Raw genomic sequence first — 20,573 nt, forward strand, 5'->3', positions numbered from 1 at the left:
CATGAACGCTGTCACGCCTGTCGATACCGAAGCCGTTCCCGCGCCGCAGCCTGCGCTCGCAAAACGCACCTCCGGCTTTGCCGCGACGCTGCAGCACACGCGCTACATTCTCGGCGAGAATCGCGTTACGGCGTTTGCATTCGGCCTGCTGGTGCTGATCGTGTTCGCAGCGCTGTTCGGCCCCTACATCGTGCCCTACGATCCGCTCGCCAGTGATACGGCGCAGGCGCTGAAGGCGCCGTCTGCGGCGCACTGGTTCGGCACCGATCAGCTCGGCCGCGATATTTTCAGCCGCGTCATCGTGGCGACACGGCTCGATTTCTTCATCGCCATCGCATCGGTCATCCTGGTGTTCGCCATGGGAGGCCTTGCCGGTATCGCGTCGGGTTATTTCGGCGGCTGGACCGATCGCATCGTCGGCCGCATCGCCGATACGATCATGGCGTTCCCACTGTTCGTACTGGCCATGGGTATCGTCGCGGCGCTGGGCAACACCGTGCAAAACATCATCATTGCGACGGCGATTGTGAATTTCCCGCTCTATGCGCGTGTTGCGCGCGCCGAAGCCAATGTCCGCCGCGAGGCCGGCTTCGTGCAGGCGGCCCGGCTGTCGGGCAATAGCGAGATGCGCATCCTACTGGTGCATATCCTGCCCAACATCATGCCGATCATGATCGTGCAGATGTCTCTCACCATGGGCTACGCGATCCTCAATGCCGCGGGCCTCTCCTTCATCGGTCTCGGTGTCCGTCCGCCAACCGCGGAATGGGGCATCATGGTCGCCGAAGGCGCGTCATTCATGGTCTCCGGCGAATGGTGGATCGCATTGTTTCCGGGTCTGGCTCTAATGATCGCGGTGTTCTGCTTCAATCTGCTCGGCGATGGTCTGCGCGATATCGTCGATCCGCAGCGACGGACGTGAGGGCCCGGACATGACCGCTCAACCGCTTCTCGACGTCAGCGATCTCACCGTCGAATTCGCCACACGGCGTGGCATCGTCAAGGCCGTACAACACGTGAATATCTCTGTCGCCAAGGGCGAGACGCTGGGCATCGTCGGCGAGTCCGGCTCGGGCAAATCCGTGACGTCCTATGCGGTGATGCGTATTCTCGACCGCGCCGGCAAGATCGCCGAAGGTTCGGTGATGTTCTCCGGCGTCGATGTGAAGGCAGCGACCGAGAACCAGATGCGCGACCTGCGCGGCCGCGAAATCTCGATGATCTTCCAGAATCCACGGGCGGCGCTGAATCCGATCCGCAAGGTCGGCGACCAGATCGAGGACGTCTTGCGTCAGCATGCGCAGGCCGGCAGCGCGGACCGTGCCGAGAAGGCCATCGAGGCGCTCGAGCAGGTCAAGATCGCGCGGCCGCGCGAGCGCTATCACGCCTATCCGTTCGAACTCTCCGGCGGCATGTGCCAGCGCGTGGTCATCGCGCTGGCGCTTGCCTGCAATCCGCAGCTCCTGATTGCCGACGAGCCGACCACCGGCCTCGATGTCACGACGCAGAAGGCCGTGATGGATCTGGTCGTCGAGCTAACCAAGAGTCGCGGCATGTCCACGATTCTGATCACCCATGATCTCGGCTTGGCCGCCGCCTATTGCGACCGTGTCGTGGTGATGGAAAAGGGCAGGGTGGTCGAGACGGCGCTGTCGGCGGATATCTTCGCCAATCCGCAACACGCCTATACCAAGAAACTGATGCAGGCGACGCCGCGGCTGGGGGTCTCGCTGCGCGATCTCCTGCCCGCCGAAGAGCGCGCGGCGATGCCGGTGCAGCCGACGATTGCAGACAGCGCCAGTGCCGACACCGCCGCAAAGCCGCTGCTGGTGGTCGAAAATCTGGTCAAGGAATACGCTCGCCAGGGGGCGACGGCCTCTCTGGCAAAACTGTTCTCGCGCAAGCCGCCGACCGAGCCGGACAAGTTTCGTGCCGTCGATGGCATCAGCTTCACGGTCGGCCATGGCGAGAGCGTCGGCCTGGTCGGCGAATCCGGCTGCGGCAAGTCCACGACGTCGATGATGGTGATGCGGCTGATAGACAAGACCTCAGGGCGCATCGCCTTCGATGGCGACGAGATCGGCGAGATGGCGCCGAATTCCTTTGCGCGGTTGCCGCTGCGCAAGAGCATCCAGATGGTGTTTCAGGATCCGACCGACAGTCTCAACCCGCGCTTCACGGCGGCGCGCGCCATCGCCGACCCGATCATGCAGCTTGGCGACATCAAGGGCGGCGATGCGTTGCGTGCAAAATGCGAGGATCTCGCGCGACAGGTGGGGCTGCCGCTCGAGTTGCTCGATCGCTTTCCGCACCAAATGTCCGGTGGCCAGAAGGCTCGTGTCGGCATTGCCCGCGCCATCGCGCTGCAGCCGAAGCTGATCATCCTGGACGAGCCGACCGCTGCGCTCGATGTGTCAGTGCAGGCAGTGGTGCTGAACCTGTTGCAGGACCTGAAGCAGTCGATGGGGATGAGCTATTTGTTCGTATCGCACGATTTGAATGTGGTGCGCTTGTTGTGCGATCGTGTCATCGTGATGCGCACGGGGCGGATCGTCGAGCAGGGCCTGACCGAGGCTGTGCTGGATGCACCGCAGGATAACTACACGAAGGAACTGCTGTCGGCGATCCCGCATCCGCCGTTGCCGGTTCATTGAGACAGATCAAGAGAGGGACCGTGGCCGAACCGCTTGATGACTATATCGACGCCGTCGCCGGGGCGTTGGGACTGCCGATCGAAGACGCGTGGAAGCCGTCCGTCCGTGCCAATCTCGCGGTGACGCTGAAAATGGCAAAAATGGTCGACGAATTTCCGCTGCCAGATGAAACCGAGCCGGCGAGCATCTATGCAGCTTGATCCTGTCGTCACGCCCCATATTTTTCAACCCAATGGCGCTTGGCGCCCGGCGTCGGAGATCGCACAGGCGGTCGCCGCGAAGAAAATCTCTGCCCTTGCCGTCACCGAAGCGGCGCTGGCGCGGATCGCCGAGCACGATCCCGTCCTCAACGCGTTCACCGACGTCACCGCCGATCGCGCGCGCGCCACGGCGAAAGCGCTGGATGCCGCAATTGCTTCCGGCCAAAGTGTCGGGCCACTTGCCGGCGTGCCGTTCGCTGTGAAGAACCTGTTCGATGTCACGGGTCTGCCAACCCGCGCCGGTTCCAGGATCAATCGTGATCGCCCGGCCTCGACGCGTGATGCGACGCTGGTCGAGCGCATGGAAGCTGCCGGCGCCATATTGGTCGGCGCGCTCAACATGGGCGAATACGCCTATGACTTCACCGGTGAGAATTTTCACGATGGTCCGTCGCGAAATCCGCATGACGTGACCCGGATGACCGGCGGCTCATCGGGCGGTTCCGGCGGCGCCGTCGGCGGCAGTCTCGTGCCGCTTGCGCTGGGCTCGGACACCAACGGTTCGATCCGCGTGCCGTCGTCGTTTTGCGGCATCTTCGGCCTGAAGCCGACTTATGGCCGGCTGTCGCGCGCGCGCTCGTTTCCGTTTGTCGCGAGCTTCGATCACCTTGGCCCGTTCGCACGATCGGTCGAGGACCTCGCGCTGTCCTACGACGCCATGCAGGGACCCGATGCCGAGGATGCCGCGTGTTCAACCCGCGCCATCGAGCCGGTGACGGCGCTGCTCGGACAGGATATCGGCTCTCTCCGCATCGCTGCGGCTGGCGGATACTTCCGCAAGAACCTGTTTCCGGAGGCACAGGAGGCGGTCGCGCGTGTCACGAAGGCGCTCGGCGTCACACGCGATTTCGAGCTGCCCGAGGTCGCCCGTGCGCGCTCCGCCGCCTATGTCATCTCGACCGTCGAAGGCGCCTCGTTGCATCTGGATCGCTTGCGCACGCGTCCCAATGATTTCGATCCCGCGGTGCGCGACCGCTTGCTGGCGGGCGCGATGGTGCCGGCGCCGCTGGTCGATCGTGCGCAGAAATTCCGCCGCTGGTACCGCGCGAAGGTGCTCGAACTGTTCAAGGAAGTCGATGTGATCATCGCACCGGCGACGCCTTGTATCGCGCCCAAGCTGGGGCAGGCGACTTTCGTGCTTGATGGTGTCGAATTGCCGGTGCGCGCCAATATCGGCATCCACACCCAGCCGATTTCCTTCATCGGTCTGCCCGTGGTCGCTGTCCCGGTGCCGCTCGATCCGATGCCGATCGGTGTGCAGATCATTGCGGCGCCGTGGCGGGAAGACATCGCGCTGCGTGTCGCTTATGCATTGGAGCGGGCCGGCGTCGTCGCCGCTCCATCAGCAAAAGGGTTCTGACATGGACATTGATCTGCCGGACGTCATCGCCGAAGTGGGTGCCGCTTTAGCACGCTATGAGAAGGCGCTGACGACCAACGACACTGCGGTACTCGGCGAGTTGTTTCGCAACGATCCGCGGACGCTCCGTTACGGCATGGGCGAAAACCTCTACGGCTATGACGAGATCCAGGCCTTTCGCGGTGCACGCTCGCCGGTCGGTCTCATGCGCCGCACCGCACGCACGGTGATTTCATCCTATGGCCGCGACACTGCGGTCGCCTCGACGCTATTTTATCGCGACACGGCTCCGGGTAAGGTCGGTCGACAGATGCAGACGTGGATCCGCTTTCCGGAAGGCTGGCGAATCGTGGCGGCGTCTGTCAGCCTGATCGACGAACCGCAGGGCGCCAAGGGATGAGTTTCGACGACATGCTGATCCAGCCGGGGAAGCCGCGCCGCAAGGCAGGCATCGCCGGGCCGGTCAGCCGGGTTGACCGTGCCGGGACTATCACCGGCAAAATGACGCGCGCCGAAGAACTCCGCCTGCAACTGGCCGACGAGATAGTACGCGGCGTACTGGCGCCGGGCACGCCGCTCGACGAAACCGACCTGGCACAACGTTTCAATGTTTCGCGGACGCCAGTACGCGAAGCGCTGCGTCAACTCACCGCGAGCGGCCTCGTCGAATCGCGCGCGCATCGCGGCGCGGTCGTGGCGCAGCCATCGATCGATCGTCTCACGGGGATGTTCGAGGCGATGGCGGAGCTCGAAGCGCTCTGTGCAAGCCTCGCGGCCGAACGAATGCCGGCCGTGCAGCGTCACGGGTTGGAGGCCATTCACGAAGAGCTGCGGGTGTTGAGCTATGACGGCAATCCGGATCGCTTCCACGAAGTGAATGAGCGTTTTCACAACGCGATTTATGCGGGATCGCAGAACGAATATATCGCGGAGATCACACTCGCGACCCGGGTTCGCGTTCAGCCGTTTCGGCGCGCGCAGTTCCGCAATCTTGGTCGTCTTGCAAAGTCTCAAGCCGAGCACGACTGTGTCGTCGTTGCCATCATGCGTGGTGATCGCACCGGCGCTGCCGCTGCCATGCGCGCCCATATCGAACTGGTCCGCGGCGAATACGAGCATTACGCCGTCTCGCTCTAGCCCCAACTCCCCGGATAAAATGGGAACCAACACGTCCTTAGTGGATTGCTTCACATAGGATGTAACCCTTTGGCGCTGAATTTCCCGTCACCGCGAGGTTCCGGGCTTTTGGCGTTGATGTCGATTGCCGCTCGTCCGTGGGGTATCGAACAAATGCTCTGGAGCACGGCGGCATGGCCCAGTTGAGCAGTGAGGATATCACGGCTTCGCCGACGTCAGGTCAGGGGCCTCCTGCTGGTTCAAGTCGTGTGATCGAAACTGATATTCCCGCTCGCCTTGATGCACTGCGCTGGAGCGGATTTCATACACGTGTGGTTCTGGCCCTCGGCATCACGTGGATTCTCGATGGCCTTGAGGTGACGCTGGCGGGCGCGCTGTCGGGCGCATTGAAGGAAGATCCGGCGCTGAGGTTTTCGAACTTCGATGTCGGCTTTGCCAACAGTGCCTATCTCGCCGGCGCCGTGATCGGCGCCCTGGGATTTGGCTGGCTGACGGATCGCATCGGCCGGAAGAAGCTGTTCTTCATCACGCTTGCGCTTTATCTCACGGCGACTGCCGCGACGGCGATGTCATGGAGTCTTGCCAGCTATGCTTTGTTTAGATTCCTGACGGGCGCCGGCATTGGCGGGGAATATACCGCGATCAATTCGACGATTCAGGAGCTAGTCCCGGCGCGTTATCGCGGCTGGACCGATCTGGTGATCAACGGCAGTTTCTGGCTCGGCGCGGCGATGGGCGCGGTCTGTGCTATCGTCTTGCTGGACCCCGCAGTGATCTCGCAATCCTATGGCTGGCGGCTGGCCTATTTCACCGGCGCGATTCTGGGTCTCATCGTGCTGCTCATGCGGATGTGGATTCCGGAAAGCCCGCGCTGGCTGATGATCCATGGTCAGCCGCAGCGCGCAGAGGAGATCGTGGCTGAGATCGAAATCTCCGCGCATCAGAAGGCAAAGCCATCGGTTCTGGCCGCGCTGCCGAAGATCAGGCTGACGATGCGTGATCATACGCCGCTGAAGGAAGTCGCCCAGACATTGTTCGTGCTGTATCGGCAGCGATCGCTGGTCGGACTCGTGCTGATGGCGTCGCAGGCGTTTTTCTACAACGCGATCTTCTTCACCTATGCGCTGATTTTGACTGATTTCTTCGGTATCCCGTCCAATCATGTCGGCTGGTACATCCTGCCGTTTGCCGCAGGTAATTTTCTCGGACCACTGTTGCTCGGCCGGCTATTCGATACGCTCGGGCGTCGCGTCATGATTGCGGTTACCTATGGCATGTCGGGCATATTGCTTGCGATTTCCGGCTATCTGTTTTCGATCGATGTATTGAGTGCACAGACCCAGACCATCGCCTGGATGATCATCTTCTTCTTTGCGTCGCCGGCGGCGAGTGCGGCCTATCTCACCGTCAGCGAGACGTTCCCGATCGAGGTCCGTGCACTGGCGATTGCTTTGTTCTATGCGATCGGCACCGGGATCGGCGGTGTTGCTGGCCCGGCTTTGTTTGGCGTGCTGATCGATACCGGCTCGCGCAACAGCGTGTTTGCCGGATACCTCTTTGGCGCCGGTCTTATGATCGCGGCTGCGATCATCGGCTGGCGCTATGCCATCGCGGCAGAACGTCAGCCGCTTGAATCAGTTGCACGGCCACTGGCCGTGATGGAGTAATATCATGAACATGCCACAGAAGATTATTGAAATCCCTGTCGATGATGCACCGCATTCCGAGGAAGTGCTGTATCCGGGCGCGGAATTGCCGCGGCTCGGCGAATGCGCGCTGTTGCTCGATATTGACGGTACGCTGCTCGACATGGCGCCGACACCGCGCGAAGTCTGGGTGCCGCCGGATCTGGCGACGTCCATGGGTAAACTGTTGCAACGCACGAATGGCGCGATGGCTCTCGTCTCCGGCCGTTCGGTCAACGATATCGATCTGATCTTCGCACCGATGCAGTTTCCTGCGGTCGGCGGTCACGGTGCCGAGATGCGTCTGTCGGCGGAAAATGAATCGGTTGCGACCGCTGCGCCGCCGATGGACAAGGAATTGAAGCGTCGGCTTGCAGCTATCGCCAAGCTGAGCCCGGGCATTCTGCTTGAGGACAAGGGCTATTCGCTCGCGCTGCATTATCGCCTCGCGCCGCATGCCGAGAAGGCGATCTATGATGCGGTCTCGGCGATCCGCGCAGACCTGCCTAACGCGCCGATTGAAGTGCTGCCCGGCAAGGCTGTGTGCGAGATCAAGCCGGCCGGTTTTACCAAGGCGACGGGTGTGATTGAATTGATGACGCATGAACCATTCAACGGACGTCGCCCGATTTTCATCGGTGACGACGTCACCGATGAATCGGTTTTCGCGATCATGTCCGGCATGAATGGTCTCGCATTCTCCGTCGGTCGCCGCGCGCAAGGCGTGTCGGGTCACTTCGACGAGCCGCGCGATGTGCGCGCGTGGCTTGCGCGCTTACTGATCGACGATGCCGCGAAATCGAAGTGAATCACCTCAAGTCATTGATGCCGATGCGGATGGAACTCGCGAAAGAGTGAGTTCCATCGCCGCATGCCCGAATTTGGTTTCAATTGGGTCGAATGGTGACGAGGAACCATATTGATGAACGGACGTTTATGAATATGTGCAATCAGGAGGGGACCCTGTGAATCTCGTCGTAGTCTCAAACCGAGTATCGCGCGCTTCGGCGAATGAGCCGATGACCGGCGGTCTGGCAGCAGCCTTGCTGCCCGTGGTGGAGAAATCCGGTGCGATTTGGGTGGGTTCCAGTGGTCGCGTGCGCGACGGCGCGCAAAAGGAGCCGTTTGCCGAAATTGAGGCGCTGGGCGCTGGTGCGCTCGCGATGCTCGATCTGCCTGCTGCGCATTACGGTGGCTATTACGAAGGTTTCGCCAATTCGGCGCTTTGGCCTGCTCTGCATTCCCGTACCGACCTGATCCGCACCTGCCAGGATGATTATCGATCCTATCGCGAAGTGAATTCGTTCTTCGCGCGCGCGCTGCTGCGGTTCCGCAAGCCCGATACCGCGTTCTGGATTCAGGATTACCATTTCCTTGCGCTTGGCGCAGAATTGCGCGCACTTGGCGTGACGCATCCGCTTGGCTTCTTCCTGCACACGCCTTGGCCAACGCGCGATATCTTCGGCGGCGTGCCGCATCATCGCGAACTGGTCGAGGCAATGCTCGCTTACGATCTGATCGGCTTCCAGACCGAGGGTGATCGCGACAACTTCCTGTCTTATGTCGATGGCGAGCTCAGCCTGGACACGACGGGTGGCGTGGTGATGTCGCGTTATGGCGCGTCGCGCTGTGCAGTATTTCCGATCGGCATCGATCCCGCGAAGTTTGCTACGCATGCCGCCAAGGCCGCGTCGCATCCCGATGTGTCGCGGCTGCGTCGCAGCCTGAATGGCGAGAAGCTTGCTATCGGCGTCGATCGCGTCGATTACTCCAAGGGCCTCGTCAATCGTATCGAAGCGTTCGATCGCATGCTGGAGCTGCAACCGCAGTTGAAGCGTACGGTGTCGTTGCTGCAGATCGCGACGCTGTCGCGCGGCACGATCGAGGCCTATGGCGATCTACAGAACCAGCTTGCGAGACTGGTGAGCGACGTGAATGGTCGCCACGGTGAAGTTGACTGGACGCCGATCCGCTATCTCAACAAGGGTTTTAGCCAGACCGTTCTTGCCGGCCTCTATCGCACCGCGCAGGTCGGTGTGGTCACGCCGCTGCATGACGGTATGAATCTGGTGGCCAAGGAATATGTCGCTGCGCAGAACCCGGTCGATCCCGGTGTGCTGGTGCTGTCGAAATATGCAGGCGCCGCCAACGAGCTCGATACGGCCCTGCTGGTCAATCCGCATGATATCGACGGCATGGCGCGCACCATCGCGACTGCGCTGTCGATGCCGTTGCTGGAGCGCCGCATGCGCTGGGAAGCCATGATGGCGAAGCTGCGTGCCGGCACGATCCAGGACTGGTTCGCCGATTTCGTCGATGCGCTTGGGCAAGCCCACGTCGCCAATGACAAGTTGCCGGTGGAGACGCTGCCGGTCGTCGAGTCGCCCGTGGTCTGGCCGGTGCGGTCGCTGGGCGCTGAGGTAAGTAGCCGATTCCATTGAGCCGGGCCGTTGGGCAGGCCAATGGGAAGGTCTGCCGGGCGCGCTGATGCCTGGATTGCCGTGCCGACCCATTGCAAGCCGATTCGCCGCTCGCCAGGGCGGGCAGGCGGCGCCAGGGCTGACCCGAATTCCCTATATCCTTCAATAATTTGAGAAAAACCGCCGGGTCGAGCCGCCGGTCCCTTGCAAATCTCGCTCCGGCCCGTCATGAGAAGGCGCGCCGGAGAGATGGCCGAGTGGCTTAAGGCGCACGCTTGGAAAGCGTGTGTGCGGGAAACCGTACCGTGGGTTCGAATCCCACTCTCTCCGCCAGTCCAAGTCGCCCTACCGTGGCGATGGTTTACAATAGGCCAAAATTCCCGCGGTATTTTCAATAGTTATCGCGGCGGAGAAGCTCGGAGATCACGGCTGCCCAGGAATTTCGCGGCCGGAGAATGCCAAATTCTCCAAAACCTTCGTACTATCGTGATCGGCACGGTTTCGAAAAAGAGAGCAATTTCAATGCTTGCCTAGTGGGTTGTTTCGAAGCCATCTCCCTCGGGCAAAGCCCATGTAACAATTCGGTATTTCAAAGTTCGGATAATCTGGCTCCCGTTCAGCACACTGAAGAGCCTATCAAGGCTATTCGTGGAGGCGCAGTGAACCTGGTCAACGGGATGGACACCCTCCGAAATCGCTTGAGCTACTCCCACGGCCGTGGCGGAAAGCCGGTGAAGTCGTCTCCGCGGCACGGGCTCTTAAAATTAGGCAGTTTCAAAGCCGTATTTTCGGCCTCTCAGATCAAATGCTTCCCGACCGCCTTCCATGATTGATGTAATGGCTGGGCGGATCGAGGGAGTCTCGATTGCCCCGTCGCAGTCGATCTGAATTCGGGCTGAATTCACATTCGGATTCGATGACGGTTCGGCAGATTTCAGCGCGATGACCTTATCTGCGTCGCCGTTGACGACAATGTTAGAGTTGTGTGTCGAGAAGATCAGCTGGCGCGTGGTCTTCGATTTTCTCAGAAGCTCAACGATGCGCATGATCACCCGGTTGTCCAGGTCATCCTCAGGTTGGTCAATAATCAGCGTTCCCGCCGACTGCTTGAGCAGGAGTTCCAGAAGAGCGGACGCCTGTTGGCCTGGCGACGCCATCTTGAAATCAATCGCCCGTCCATCGTCCATATACGACAGAATAATCGAATCTCTGGGCACGGCTGATACAATAGCAGATATCGAGGCATCGCTCAGGTTGATGTAAATGCGCTTGCGTTGACGCTCTGTTAGAGTCCGGGCGCCTTTGAACAGCACGGACTGCAAGGCCGAAAGCAGTCCTTCACTTGCCTCAGGCGGTGAACCCGCGTTGATCTTGGCTTCGTAGATCTCAAGCAGCGACTTCCGCAGCGTTTGCCAGCCGCTGGCCTGATCCTCGGTAAGAATAGCGCCAACCCACTCCGAGCAGCCTTCGTCGACCTGCTGTGTGCCTGTCCCTTCGAACAGCTTTGCGAGTGTCGAAACGTAGGCAGCGGGCAGACGGTCTTTTTTAACCCTCGCCTTGAGCAAATCGCTCGACTTGCCGGCAACCTTATCAGCGGCGGTCTTGAGAATCTGGTGACGCCGTTCCACCAGCTCATCGAGGTTGGTGACAGCGTCGTCGTAGGCCTTCACGTATGGAGATTTGGAAGTTTCGGCAGCTCTTGCCCGCGACAAGACACCTTCCGCGGTCTGCAACTCCGCCGTCAGCCGCGCGCTGTCGTCGATCAAGTTTTTATGCTTGCCCTGCTCTACCAGGGCGGCGTCGTAAGTCGCCTTGAAGGCGGTATGCTTGAGGGCGAATGCCTCTTTGGCAGCCGCCTGCCCAGCTATAAGAGTGTTAAGCCCCCGCTTTGCGCCAGCGATCGCAGTTGAGACCGCGGCCTTCGTCTGTACAGTCAGATCTCTCAGCCCGACTGCATCTTCAAATTCGGCGGCGCCTTCATAATCCGCAAGGTCGACCTGCAGCAATGAATCTTCCAGCCCCTCCAAATCCGCAAGTCCGGAAATAGCTTGATCGGCGACCTGATTAATATAATCGGCCGTGCGCGAGTACTTCGGCGCATCTTCGAGTGTTTTCAGGTGTTCAGCAGACGCACCTTCGGCCTCGAGCCGCTGCGCAAGCGCGGTAAGCCGCTGGCGCAGATCGTCGACCTTGCTCTTCGCTTGTTGATGTTCAAGCCTGGATTGCCAATAACTGGCCAAGTTCTGCAGGGCAGTGGTGACGTCACGCCGCGCATTTTCAATGAGCTGTTCTATCTCGCGTTGCTTATCGACCTCTTCGGCCGCCGCGATGCTCGTAATCTGCTCGGACGCGGTCGATGGATCGTTCATCGTGCTCGACAGGCCCTTCTGCCGAAATGCGCGGGAGCGAAAGCGCTCGCGCGCGGTCTTGGTCGTCAGCGTTGTCGATCCGCCCCCACTTGAGACAACGATCGCCTCAGGATTGACAACAGTGCGTCGCCAAGTCTCCCGTACGCCTTCGCGTTCGAGCACCACTTCCACATATCCGTCGCCAGCAAGGGTCTCATCGATGAGCTTGACCTCACGGTCATTCGCGTCCTCGTTTCGGGTCCCGAGATCGCGGTCGGTTCTACCCAATCCGAACCGGAGATATTCTAGGAACGCGCTTTTGCCGGCGCCTCGGCCGCCGATAATCGCGTTGAAGCCGTCGTTGAACGACACAGCAACGGGCACAGCGCCTGTTAAGGTGCTTTTCACGTGAAGTTCGACCAGCCGCTCTGCAGGAGACTCCGGCGTCTCGTAGACGATCCTCGCTTCGTCTGCCAGTAACGCCTGCCGCAAGGCTTCGATCGAATGCTCGCCAAGCTTGATCCAACAATAATGCTTACCCAGGCGATTCCAGTCAGCTGACCGATTATCGCCGGTTGCGACAACGGCCCGGCGCCGCCGGCCCCAATCGTCAATCTTGCCGTGGATCTTCTGGATGGTAACCTCATCGAGGTCGCCGTAAGGCTGCTCGATATAGACGCCGTCGACGGTCAGGTTGGCAAAGCGCGGGTGATGCCCAGCCTCATTCAGGCTTTTATGCGCGTCCTGCCGGCTAAAATGCGGAAGGATGACGCAGACATCTTTCAGATGCTGCTCTGCAGCGATATTGCGAACAAAGCCCATGACCGTCTCCCGAGCTGGGACAATGGCGCAGGTCTTCGAATCGGCATCAGCTGCAGGCAGCAGATTGCCGGCGGCCGCTAGCGCAAGCTTCTGGGTGTCCGCCTCGAGAGATGGATCGAAGATCGCGAGGCACTGGGCATTGTCCGCAAGCGTGATTTCCACTGCGGGGAATGCGCGCACCGCTGATCCCGTTTCAGCTGCCGCTGCCATCACGTATTTTGAGAGGCAGATGTCGTGGTGATCCGATATCGCGACGGCAAGAAGGCCGGCATCTTCGGCGGCTTTCAGAAAGCTTTTGGCCCAATCCATGCGTGCTGTCTCTGCGGCCTCACCTCCGCCTGGTAAGTCAGGCGAGCCTGACCAGGCGAGATCGCGCGGCGTATGACATTGAAAGTCGCTTTTGTGCCAAACCGTCCCCGGATGAAGCCCCAGTTGATAGGCCATAGAATCCCCAATGCAAATTTGCGGCATACTCTCTGAGGTTGCGCTGGGATGCAAGCGAATGTACCGGCTGTAAAAGCATGAAATCAGAATGATCAGCTACTTAGACGGATGCTTCGGCCCGGCAGAGCATGGCATCATGGCTCAGTCAACGAAAGCTACACGCCGAGAAAGAAAATCGTGCGATCGTCGGCGCTCTGCAAGTTATGCGTTGCGAAGTGATGATGCTTCGGCATCAACAGATGCGCTGAACAGCTCATAAGGTCGCTCATCGAAGCCGACGTCGGCAATCACAGCGGAGAAGTCCTTGCTGTAGCATTCTTTAAGCAGCGCCATGTTGGTCGAGGGAAAGCTATCGTTGCGTTTGGAATTATAGGGTGGCTGAAAATATCTGATGAGCGCCGCCTCCTATAGCGAGATGCGTTCTTTCTCGGTTGTGTCGAACAATTTGTCCAAGCCAGCAGCGATGCGGCCGGCACCATCAAGGGCGGACTTCACGCAACAGGCCTCCCTGAAACAAATAGACCTTCGGCGATCACCACGTTGATCCCCTTCCCGTCAGCTCATTGCGGTAAGAAAGACAAAGTCCAAGCGCAGCCTCTACAGGGCAGCGGCCCATCCACCTCCGGCAGCTCGGGACGTCGGGCTTCATTGTCCGCCACCACTTCCTTCCAGTAACGGTGTATCAAGGCTCGCAATCTCGGGAAGCGCTTTGCCGGCGATACCCTGCAGGTCGCCGTACATGCCGACGGTCGAATCCAGCACGCCCTGGATCTGTCCTTCACGCTTTGCCCAAACACGGTTCATGAATTTACGCTCTTTATCCAGGTCTTCCTTCAGCTCGTCGAATTTCTCGACGATGCCCTCCAGCCGTTGCCGGAATCGGGGCCCGGTGAGATACTGATAAACAAGCTCCATCTTGCTCTGTTGACCAAGCTGTGAAGTACGGGCACCGGAAAGCTCGATCAGGGAATGCCGAAGCGCAATGGCAACGGGAATTGCACATCGCGGATGGGCAACCCATACGCCATCAATCAGATCGAAAGTCTCGAGGTCCTTCGGCAGTGTCTGCGAGACAATCAACGCGACGTCGGCCTTGGCGTTGCGCTGGTCCTCGCGCAGTTTCCCGAGCCAACCATCACTCCAGTTTTTGGTCCGCTTAAATTCCCACAGGATCACGCCAGCCGGCTGTCCCGTAGCTCCGCTGACGTGATGAACGATGTCCCCGCCAAACTCGCCCTTGCCGACCGGTTCGACGCGATCGAGCGGAAACTTGTTGCGTAGCAAAGTTTCGAGCTCAAGCTCCATCGCTTCGCCTTGAGTTTGCTGCGAGCCTTGGTCCGCCTTGCGCTTGAGCTCCTCGATCGTACGGTTCATGGCAGCGATCTGAGTGTCCTTCTGCGATACCTGCGACTTCAGTGCGTCTTCAGCTTCCTGACGGGCTTTGGTGTGAACCTCAGCAAGAGACGCCTGGATGCGCATCTCAATCGTCAGATTCATTTCGCGCTTTTCCTCATCAAGCGCGCGTTCTTTGCGGATAAGCTCGGCTTGCTGCTGCTGCGCGGCTGCCAGCTTTTCATTGTTGGCGGTCAGAACCTGCTGCAGCTCCGAGACCTCATTGGTCTTGGTCAACAGCTCGGCGGCAGCAGCCTCACGGGCTTTCTTGGTTTCGGCCGCGACAATCTGGCTCCGCTCCGCGGTCAGTCGGGCAGCGACCTGGTCTTCGACGTTCTCGCGATCACGAGCGAGCTGCTCCTGCTGCGCGCGCAACGCTTCCTTCTCCTTGGCGATGGCAGCGTCTTTTGCCTCCAGCTGCACAGTGAACTGTTTGCGTGTCGCCTCAATCAGCGGTGCGGCCAGCGATTCGGTAAGTTTGATCTCGTGGCTGCAATTCGGGCATACGATCTGGGGTTCGCTCATTCAGGCACCAATGTATTGATTGAAGATGTGAGCGCGCGTTCGGCAGCACAGGAGACTGCGGGCATGCCGCCGCGCGTATCTCAATTCACCACAAACATGGTGATATCTCGGTCATAAGCTGTCAAAGAGTATTTGATAGGGCACGGGAGAAGCTCGGCCTCAAACGGCTAGGAGTTCTCCCTAACTGGTGGTGTAACGGTTGCCCACAAATACGTTGCGTTGAGGGCTCTGATCGTTCGCCGGTATCCCGATCGATTTCCGGTCTATGGGATGTTTAGCTCGGCCGGCATAGCGGCTTTGCTGACTTTCTGCTGCAAGACGTCAAAACCGCGGGTCGACAATTTACCAACCGTTGAATTCCAAAACATTCGATGTGCGCGTCGTCAGTTACACCACGCTATTCCGCTAAGGCGGCTTCTTGCTTGTCCCAGATCGACGGCAGAACCTTGAGCAATTGAGAAAGAGAAAGGCTCTGGGATTGCCGACCATCCAGTAGAGCTTCGATTAGTGCGGGCGAGAGCAGAGTTAGCCTAAGTGTTCGGCACAGGTAGGACTCATTGATCTTCTCGGCCTTGGCCAGCTCCCGCACGGTCGAAAACTTCTGCGATTCGAGCATGTGACGCCAGCGATGAGCGCGGATTAGCGCTTTGACGATCGTGCTGTCGACACGCCGAGCTCGGGTCCAGGGTTCGGCATCGGGCGTGACCACGCGCTTCTGTCCACCTTGGCGCGTCAGGGCTATTGGAATGCTGACTATCAGGGTTTTTCCGTCGCGGCTGAGCTGAGGAAGGCCAACTGGTCCGGCGACGATATCCGATGGGGTGTTCATTCTGCGGCCTGTTGGATGGTGATAGGGGCGCCAAGCTCGCTGCAAAGTGACGTCAGGCCCTCGACCTTCAGCTCCATGTCGATCCGATCAGGATACAATTCAATCCGGCCGACGAGCAGCTCTACGATGCGGGCCTGCTCTGCAGGGAATAGCTCGGTCCATAGCTCGTCAAAAGCTATTAGCGCATCACGAACATCATTCTCGGTGAGATCGTGCCGTAACTTGCGCGCGGCGCGCCATGTCTGGACGATGACCTCCGGTGTTTGCAGCAGCGAGCGGATCTGATCGATTACGATTTTCTCGATTTCGGCGGCGGGCACTTGCCTGACTGGGCAATCCGATCCCCCGCGCTTCATGGCGGTCTGACTCATATAGTAGCGGTAGATCTTTCCAGCCTTGCGCGTGTGCGTCGGCGACATTGCAGCGCCGTCGGCGCCAAACAGCTTGCCACGGAGGAGAGCGGGCGTCTGTGCGCGGGCTTGACCGGCCCGCGTCCGCGCATTGCCTTTGAGGATTACGTGCGCCTCATCCCAAAGCTTCTTGTCGATGATGGGCTCATGCTCGCCTGGGTACGCTGTGCCCTTGTGCACGGCGTCGCCGATATAGACGCGATTGTTCAGCAGCTTGTATAAGACGCCCTTGTCAAGCAAATGGCCGTACCGGTTCCGCTCACCTGCCGCGATCAGTTCGCGCGCCAGGAGCGTCGCCGACTTAAGCTGGACGAAGCGGCGGAAAATGGTGCGCACGCGCTCGGCATCGGCTTCATGGATCCAGAGCTTCCGGTCGCGGACCTCATATCCGAGCGGCGTCCAGCCACCCATCCATTTGCCGCGCTTGCGAGACGCCGCCACTTTGTCGCGGATGCGCTCCCCGATCAGTTCACGTTCGAACTGGGCAAAGGTCACCAGGATGTTCAGCGCCATGCGGCCCATGGCATCTTTGGTGTTGAACGACTGGGTGACGGATACAAATGTCACGCCATGCCGTTCGAACAGCTCGACCAGATTGAGGAAGTCGAGCATCGAACGGGAAAGCCGGTCGATCTTGTAGACGACGATCACGTCGATCTTGCGAGCGGTGACGTCCGCCAGGAGGCGTTTGAGGGCAGGGCGCTCCAAGGTGCCTCCGGAAAAGCCGCCATCGTCATAGTCGTCGGCAACCGCCAGCCAACCCTCGGCCTTCTGGCTCGAGATATATGCCTCGCAGGACTCCCGCTGCGCGTCGAGCGAGTTGAAATCCATGTCCAGACCTTCCTCGCTCGATTTGCGCGTATAGATGGCGCAGCGAAGCTTCCGCGTGATCTTGCCGCGGTCGGTCGCGTATGCGGCGAACGTCTCAGCGGTCCTGCGTGGCGCTTTCGCCCGGCTGGTCTTGAGCATGGCCGTCCCTATTGGCTCTTGAGGCCGAAGAAGACCCAGCCGTTCCATTTGGTGCCCGTGATCTCATTGGCGATCGAGGACAGCGACTTGAATGGGCGGCCGAGATACTCGAAGTCGTTGGGTCGGACCGTGACGCAGTGCTCGATGCCCTGCCATTCGCGGATCAGCTTGGTGCCTGCGATCGGCCGCATCGGCTGGCGCTTCTTGCGATCAGCGACGGTCTGGCTCTCGTACTGCTTGGCCATCGCCTGGAGCCGGTCGAGGGTGGCCTTGCTGAGCCCGCCATAGGCCAGTTCTTGGATCCGGTAGGCCAGCCGGTTTTCCAGGAAGCGCCGGTTGTAGGGCGGAGGCTCGCTGTCGAACAGTTCCCGCCAGCGAGTGCGCAGGGCATCGGCGGAGGCGTCTTTCAGCGCGGTAATTTGGCTTAAAACAGTGTCTGTCACGGTCGCAATTCCCGGGGGGTTTTGGCGACATGACCGTCCGACCCGGCCTCGAAGTCGAGCGGATTATTTCGATAAGCTGTTGAATTCTGACTGGACTTCCGGTCTTGAAGACGCAAAAGGGCGGCCGCCAGAAGGGCGCCGATTTCCCCTAATTTCTCGCTGGTATCTGCCGAATCGGCTCTGCGGGGCTGTATCATTCCCCGACAATCCGGAAGGGTGACATCCAAGTCCAAGGAGGTCACCCAGACAATGTAGATGGTTGTTTCCCTGAGATGACAAAATCAACGCCTTGGTCGATCAAAGTCCCAGAGCACAAGCTGCGTCCGGCCGGACCTCCGGAGGCAATGTCGCGTGCCAAGGATGCCCTGGGCCCTTTTGTCGACACGCATCTCGAAGATGAGGTGTGTCGGTGCGAGCGATGTGCGGAATCGCGTGTCCAGAAGCTCGCAGAGCAATGCAACGCCCTCCGCTACATGGCAAAAGGTGCGCCGCGGGCTGCACATATCACCCGAAATCTCCAAGAGGTTGCACGACAATCCCGCCAGTTGGCTGCGACCCTGAGCGGACTAGATGATTATTCGCGAGATTGGCTTTCCAAATCTCGCCAGCCGTCTCCTGGTCAGCTGGATGTGCGGCTATTGCAATTGCACGCCAAGACGCAGGATCTGCCGACACCATCGACGATCTTAACGGGGGACGGACCTTTGGTCGCCCAGCTAACCGCTCTTGGCAATTATGCCAACCTAATGGCTGACCAGTTTGAAGAATGGCGAGAGCTCAACGCGCCGTTTCCAATCGATGACGTCGGAGGCAGCACAAACATTGTCACGCAATGGTACGGAACGCCGACCGAGAAGCTCGTGCTGGGGGCTTATCATATCTACGACTATTTCAAGCCCGAAGCCGCGCGAAAGACCGAGAATGGCGCATTCCACCGCTTTGTCAGTGACATCCATCTATATGCGACGGGATCTGATAAAGGGGAATCGAGCCTGTATGAATTTATCAAAGAACGGCTCGGGCCGAATGGTGTGTTGAAGCTTCCAGATGCAACTGCAACTGCTTCACAGGATTCCGAGGGAGTGGACCCTTAAATTAATCCGGGTACACCACCGTGACGGTCATGACCCGCTGCTCTTAGCGTAATCCGACTTTAGCAGGCCCTCGTTGCCTCAAATTCGGATCGTCAAATGCCACCGGAAAAATACGACATAATGTTTGCAATGAAAGCGATTGGGCTTTCAGAACAGCTTAGCGGTTCTGACAAGCAGGTCGCTTTCGCCATTCTTGACCACTATAACAGGCGCACGGGTCGCTGTGACCCGTCACGAGAAACGCTAAGCAAGTTGGTGAACATCACCCCTCGAACGGTAAGCCGTTCGATTTCCAAACTGACCGGAACGCGCCTGTTCAAGATCGCCAGGCATGGTGGGTACTACAATTGCAACAGCTATTGTCCAAACTGGCGCCTATACCGTGAGCTCGAAGAGGTTTGGAAGAAGCGGCGCGTCGCTTGCTCCCGAAGAACCGGTCAACAAAAGTTGGCACCAAGCTCTGGTCAAAACTGTCCGCTAACCAGTGACGAACCTGTCTACCAAACCAATCCCAGCAACTCGATTCTACTAACCTCCGTAAAAGTTCAACCAAGCCCAGCGCAGGTAGGCCAGTCGAGTAGGTCTTACACTGGTGTCACAGTCGCTTCGGCGCCGCGTAAGCAGTGGGATGCAACGACGCTATCCGTCGAGGCAGCTAGATCGGCTGCCGAGAAGCGTTGGAATGAAGATCTCATAATCCAATTTGGCCATGACGCGTCGGTGTATGGTCGAATCGTTGAGGCTGTGAGTCCTCAATTGCTGGAGCGCGCGACAGGAGCCGAGATGCAGCGACGCGGTTCTGGATTAACCTTTCTGATGAAAGAACTATCCAGCCTCATCCCATTGCTACGCGACCCTTAGCGCTTGCGCGCTGCGCAGTGGATCGGATCATAATACGCGATTGGCTTTCTGCTCATTGGCCCTCGCAGCCTGCTAGGGCTAAATGGTGCGCCCGACGGTTATGGCGATTGTCCCATGGACTTTCGATTATGCTCTATCCTAACTGGATCGCATCGCTGGCGGAGAAGAGCTGTCGCCCGTTCTATTTAGCCCTGGCACGCTGCTAGGGCTAAATGTCCGAAGCCGCGTTGTTTTAGGGCTAAATCTAGAGTCATGTCCGAGATGCAAGCAATCGTTCGGCCTTGGCTCGAAGACTCTCCACTTCGTCAAAGCTCGCCAACTCGGCCTCAAATCGATCCCAAAGCGGTTTTAGACGCCGCGCCGTTTCGTTATCGCGGCGTGAAATGATTCCGGCGAGCGCAAGTTGTGCACGCTCTATCCGCTCGCGCGTGATCGGCTTTAACTTACGCGGAGCGCAGATGGCATCGATAGCTGTCATGCGATCCTCAACGGCTTGGGTGGGTGGCGGACTGGCGGGGCGGGTTTTGCCGAACATTGAGCCTGTCACCGGCCTTTGGCGAGCTCAAGGCGCGGATTGAGTCTGTGCCATTTTCTGGGAGCTGGACTGCGAACCGCAGAGCTATGCTGGGTGCACGCTATCCGAGCTTGAAGCGCGTCGCGCCCATAGCTAGCCCGAAGCGCAGTCGTGCCCCTCGGGGGGGGGCGAAATGTCTGGCCCTTTGGGAGGCCGGACCGGTTAGGGTGCTTCACGCGTAAAAAGTTGGAATTAAATAGGGAAAGCCACATTGTTCTGACGTTTGAAATGCCCGGACATACTGCCCGGCTGGTCGAACTCGCCTATTCCGCGTCTAAAATGCCTGCGGTCGTTTGTATAAATCTTACAACTCTGGGCCGGACGTGGATTTGTTGCTTCTAACCGT

Annotated in this window: 17 protein-coding genes and 1 tRNA gene; 12 read left to right on the top strand and 6 right to left on the bottom strand. The window is 59.3% G+C overall.

The features are described 5' to 3' along the window. The first annotated feature begins 1 nt into the window (after position 1). The 10 genes from CIW50_RS03680 (at position 2) to CIW50_RS03725 (ending at position 9,849) form a co-directional block, all read left to right on the top strand. The gene (locus tag CIW50_RS03680; protein WP_149529880.1) at positions 2–922 is read left to right on the top strand and encodes an ABC transporter permease; all 921 of its coding nucleotides are present in this window, start codon (positions 2–4) and stop codon (positions 920–922) included. Between the two features lie 10 nt (positions 923–932). Then, positions 933–2,654: a dipeptide ABC transporter ATP-binding protein gene (locus tag CIW50_RS03685; RefSeq protein WP_149529881.1), complete on the top strand. Its 1,722-nt coding sequence runs from the start codon at positions 933–935 to the stop codon at positions 2,652–2,654. Between the two features lie 20 nt (positions 2,655–2,674). Then, positions 2,675–2,854: a DUF4089 domain-containing protein gene (locus CIW50_RS03690; protein WP_149529882.1), complete on the top strand. Its 180-nt coding sequence runs from the start codon at positions 2,675–2,677 to the stop codon at positions 2,852–2,854. Then, a complete protein-coding gene (locus CIW50_RS03695) occupies positions 2,844–4,274 on the top strand; it encodes an AtzE family amidohydrolase (protein ID WP_149529883.1) in 1,431 nt (476 codons plus the stop codon). The genes CIW50_RS03690 and CIW50_RS03695 overlap by 11 nt, the downstream gene beginning before the upstream one ends. Position 4,275: 1 nt before the next feature. Continuing rightward, complete coding sequence (hpxZ, locus tag CIW50_RS03700) at positions 4,276–4,674, top strand: oxalurate catabolism protein HpxZ (RefSeq protein WP_149529884.1); 399 nt, start codon at positions 4,276–4,278, stop codon at positions 4,672–4,674. A gap of 11 nt (positions 4,675–4,685) precedes the next feature. After that, complete coding sequence (locus tag CIW50_RS03705) at positions 4,686–5,411, top strand: GntR family transcriptional regulator (protein ID WP_502707375.1); 726 nt, start codon at positions 4,686–4,688, stop codon at positions 5,409–5,411. Between the two features lie 173 nt (positions 5,412–5,584). Next, entirely contained in the window at positions 5,585–7,078 is a 1,494-nt protein-coding gene (locus tag CIW50_RS03710) for an MFS transporter (RefSeq protein ID WP_149529886.1), read from the top strand. Between the two features lie 10 nt (positions 7,079–7,088). Next, entirely contained in the window at positions 7,089–7,904 is an 816-nt protein-coding gene (otsB, locus tag CIW50_RS03715; RefSeq protein ID WP_149530402.1) for a trehalose-phosphatase, read from the top strand. A gap of 157 nt (positions 7,905–8,061) precedes the next feature. After that, positions 8,062–9,537 carry a trehalose-6-phosphate synthase gene (locus CIW50_RS03720; RefSeq protein ID WP_172980203.1) on the top strand — a complete coding sequence of 492 codons (1,476 nt, stop codon included), beginning with the start codon at positions 8,062–8,064 and terminating at the stop codon, positions 9,535–9,537. A 222-nt stretch (positions 9,538–9,759) separates the two neighbouring features. Then, a tRNA-Ser gene (locus CIW50_RS03725) sits at positions 9,760–9,849 on the top strand. A gap of 431 nt (positions 9,850–10,280) precedes the next feature. On the opposite strand, the gene CIW50_RS03735 is transcribed toward CIW50_RS03725, so the two are convergent. The 5 genes from CIW50_RS03735 to CIW50_RS03755 all read right to left on the bottom strand — a co-directional run bounded on the left by CIW50_RS03735 (position 10,281) and on the right by CIW50_RS03755 (position 17,698). Beyond that, on the bottom strand, positions 10,281–13,130 hold the full coding sequence (locus tag CIW50_RS03735; RefSeq protein WP_172980204.1) for a TrlF family AAA-like ATPase: 2,850 nt from the start codon (positions 13,128–13,130) through the stop codon (positions 10,281–10,283). Between the two features lie 645 nt (positions 13,131–13,775). Beyond that, positions 13,776–15,047, bottom strand: coding sequence for a DUF2130 domain-containing protein (locus tag CIW50_RS03740; RefSeq protein ID WP_149529889.1), 1,272 nt, complete (start codon positions 15,045–15,047; stop codon positions 13,776–13,778). Positions 15,048–15,444: 397 nt separating this feature from the next. Continuing rightward, the gene (locus CIW50_RS03745; RefSeq protein WP_149529890.1) at positions 15,445–15,876 is read right to left on the bottom strand and encodes a hypothetical protein; all 432 of its coding nucleotides are present in this window, start codon (positions 15,874–15,876) and stop codon (positions 15,445–15,447) included. Continuing rightward, on the bottom strand, positions 15,873–17,255 hold the full coding sequence (locus CIW50_RS03750; RefSeq protein ID WP_246664125.1) for a recombinase family protein: 1,383 nt from the start codon (positions 17,253–17,255) through the stop codon (positions 15,873–15,875). The genes CIW50_RS03745 and CIW50_RS03750 overlap by 4 nt, the downstream gene beginning before the upstream one ends. Positions 17,256–17,263: 8 nt before the next feature. Further along, positions 17,264–17,698, bottom strand: a complete 435-nt coding sequence (locus CIW50_RS03755) for a DUF2924 domain-containing protein (RefSeq protein ID WP_149529892.1) — start codon at positions 17,696–17,698, stop codon at positions 17,264–17,266. 272 nt (positions 17,699–17,970) lie between these two features. On the opposite strand from CIW50_RS03755, the gene CIW50_RS03760 reads away from it, so the two are divergent. Next, positions 17,971–18,792 (top strand): hypothetical protein, encoded by an 822-nt coding sequence (locus tag CIW50_RS03760; RefSeq protein WP_149529893.1) that lies wholly within the window; start codon positions 17,971–17,973, stop codon positions 18,790–18,792. A gap of 96 nt (positions 18,793–18,888) precedes the next feature. After that, positions 18,889–19,653, top strand: coding sequence for a helix-turn-helix domain-containing protein (locus CIW50_RS03765; RefSeq protein WP_149529894.1), 765 nt, complete (start codon positions 18,889–18,891; stop codon positions 19,651–19,653). 250 nt (positions 19,654–19,903) lie between these two features. Here CIW50_RS03765 and CIW50_RS03770 read toward each other — a convergent pair whose 3' ends face one another. Continuing rightward, a complete protein-coding gene (locus CIW50_RS03770; RefSeq protein WP_149529895.1) occupies positions 19,904–20,131 on the bottom strand; it encodes a hypothetical protein in 228 nt (75 codons plus the stop codon). Positions 20,132–20,573: the final 442 nt, after the last annotated feature.

It is taken from the genome of Tardiphaga sp. P9-11 (genome assembly GCF_008329525.1).
Lineage (GTDB): Bacteria > Pseudomonadota > Alphaproteobacteria > Rhizobiales > Xanthobacteraceae > Tardiphaga.

What these genes read in the sequence shown, in the direction of transcription:
- CIW50_RS03680 (WP_149529880.1), top strand. Translation starts at nt 2, where the DNA reads ATGAACGCTGTCACGCCTGTCGATACCGAAGCCGTTCCCGCGCCGCAG.
- CIW50_RS03685 (WP_149529881.1), top strand. Translation starts at nt 933, where the DNA reads ATGACCGCTCAACCGCTTCTCGACGTCAGCGATCTCACCGTCGAATTC.
- CIW50_RS03695 (WP_149529883.1), top strand. Translation starts at nt 2,844, where the DNA reads ATGCAGCTTGATCCTGTCGTCACGCCCCATATTTTTCAACCCAATGGC.
- hpxZ (WP_149529884.1), top strand. Translation starts at nt 4,276, where the DNA reads ATGGACATTGATCTGCCGGACGTCATCGCCGAAGTGGGTGCCGCTTTA.
- CIW50_RS03705 (WP_502707375.1), top strand. Translation starts at nt 4,686, where the DNA reads ATGCTGATCCAGCCGGGGAAGCCGCGCCGCAAGGCAGGCATCGCCGGG.
- CIW50_RS03710 (WP_149529886.1), top strand. Translation starts at nt 5,585, where the DNA reads ATGGCCCAGTTGAGCAGTGAGGATATCACGGCTTCGCCGACGTCAGGT.
- otsB (WP_149530402.1), top strand. Translation starts at nt 7,089, where the DNA reads ATGCCACAGAAGATTATTGAAATCCCTGTCGATGATGCACCGCATTCC.
- CIW50_RS03735 (WP_172980204.1), bottom strand. Translation starts at nt 13,130, where the DNA reads ATGGCCTATCAACTGGGGCTTCATCCGGGGACGGTTTGGCACAAAAGC.
- CIW50_RS03740 (WP_149529889.1), bottom strand. Translation starts at nt 15,047, where the DNA reads ATGAGCGAACCCCAGATCGTATGCCCGAATTGCAGCCACGAGATCAAA.
- CIW50_RS03745 (WP_149529890.1), bottom strand. Translation starts at nt 15,876, where the DNA reads ATGAACACCCCATCGGATATCGTCGCCGGACCAGTTGGCCTTCCTCAG.
- CIW50_RS03750 (WP_246664125.1), bottom strand. Translation starts at nt 17,255, where the DNA reads ATGCTCAAGACCAGCCGGGCGAAAGCGCCACGCAGGACCGCTGAGACG.
- CIW50_RS03760 (WP_149529893.1), top strand. Translation starts at nt 17,971, where the DNA reads ATGACAAAATCAACGCCTTGGTCGATCAAAGTCCCAGAGCACAAGCTG.
- CIW50_RS03765 (WP_149529894.1), top strand. Translation starts at nt 18,889, where the DNA reads ATGCCACCGGAAAAATACGACATAATGTTTGCAATGAAAGCGATTGGG.
- CIW50_RS03770 (WP_149529895.1), bottom strand. Translation starts at nt 20,131, where the DNA reads ATGACAGCTATCGATGCCATCTGCGCTCCGCGTAAGTTAAAGCCGATC.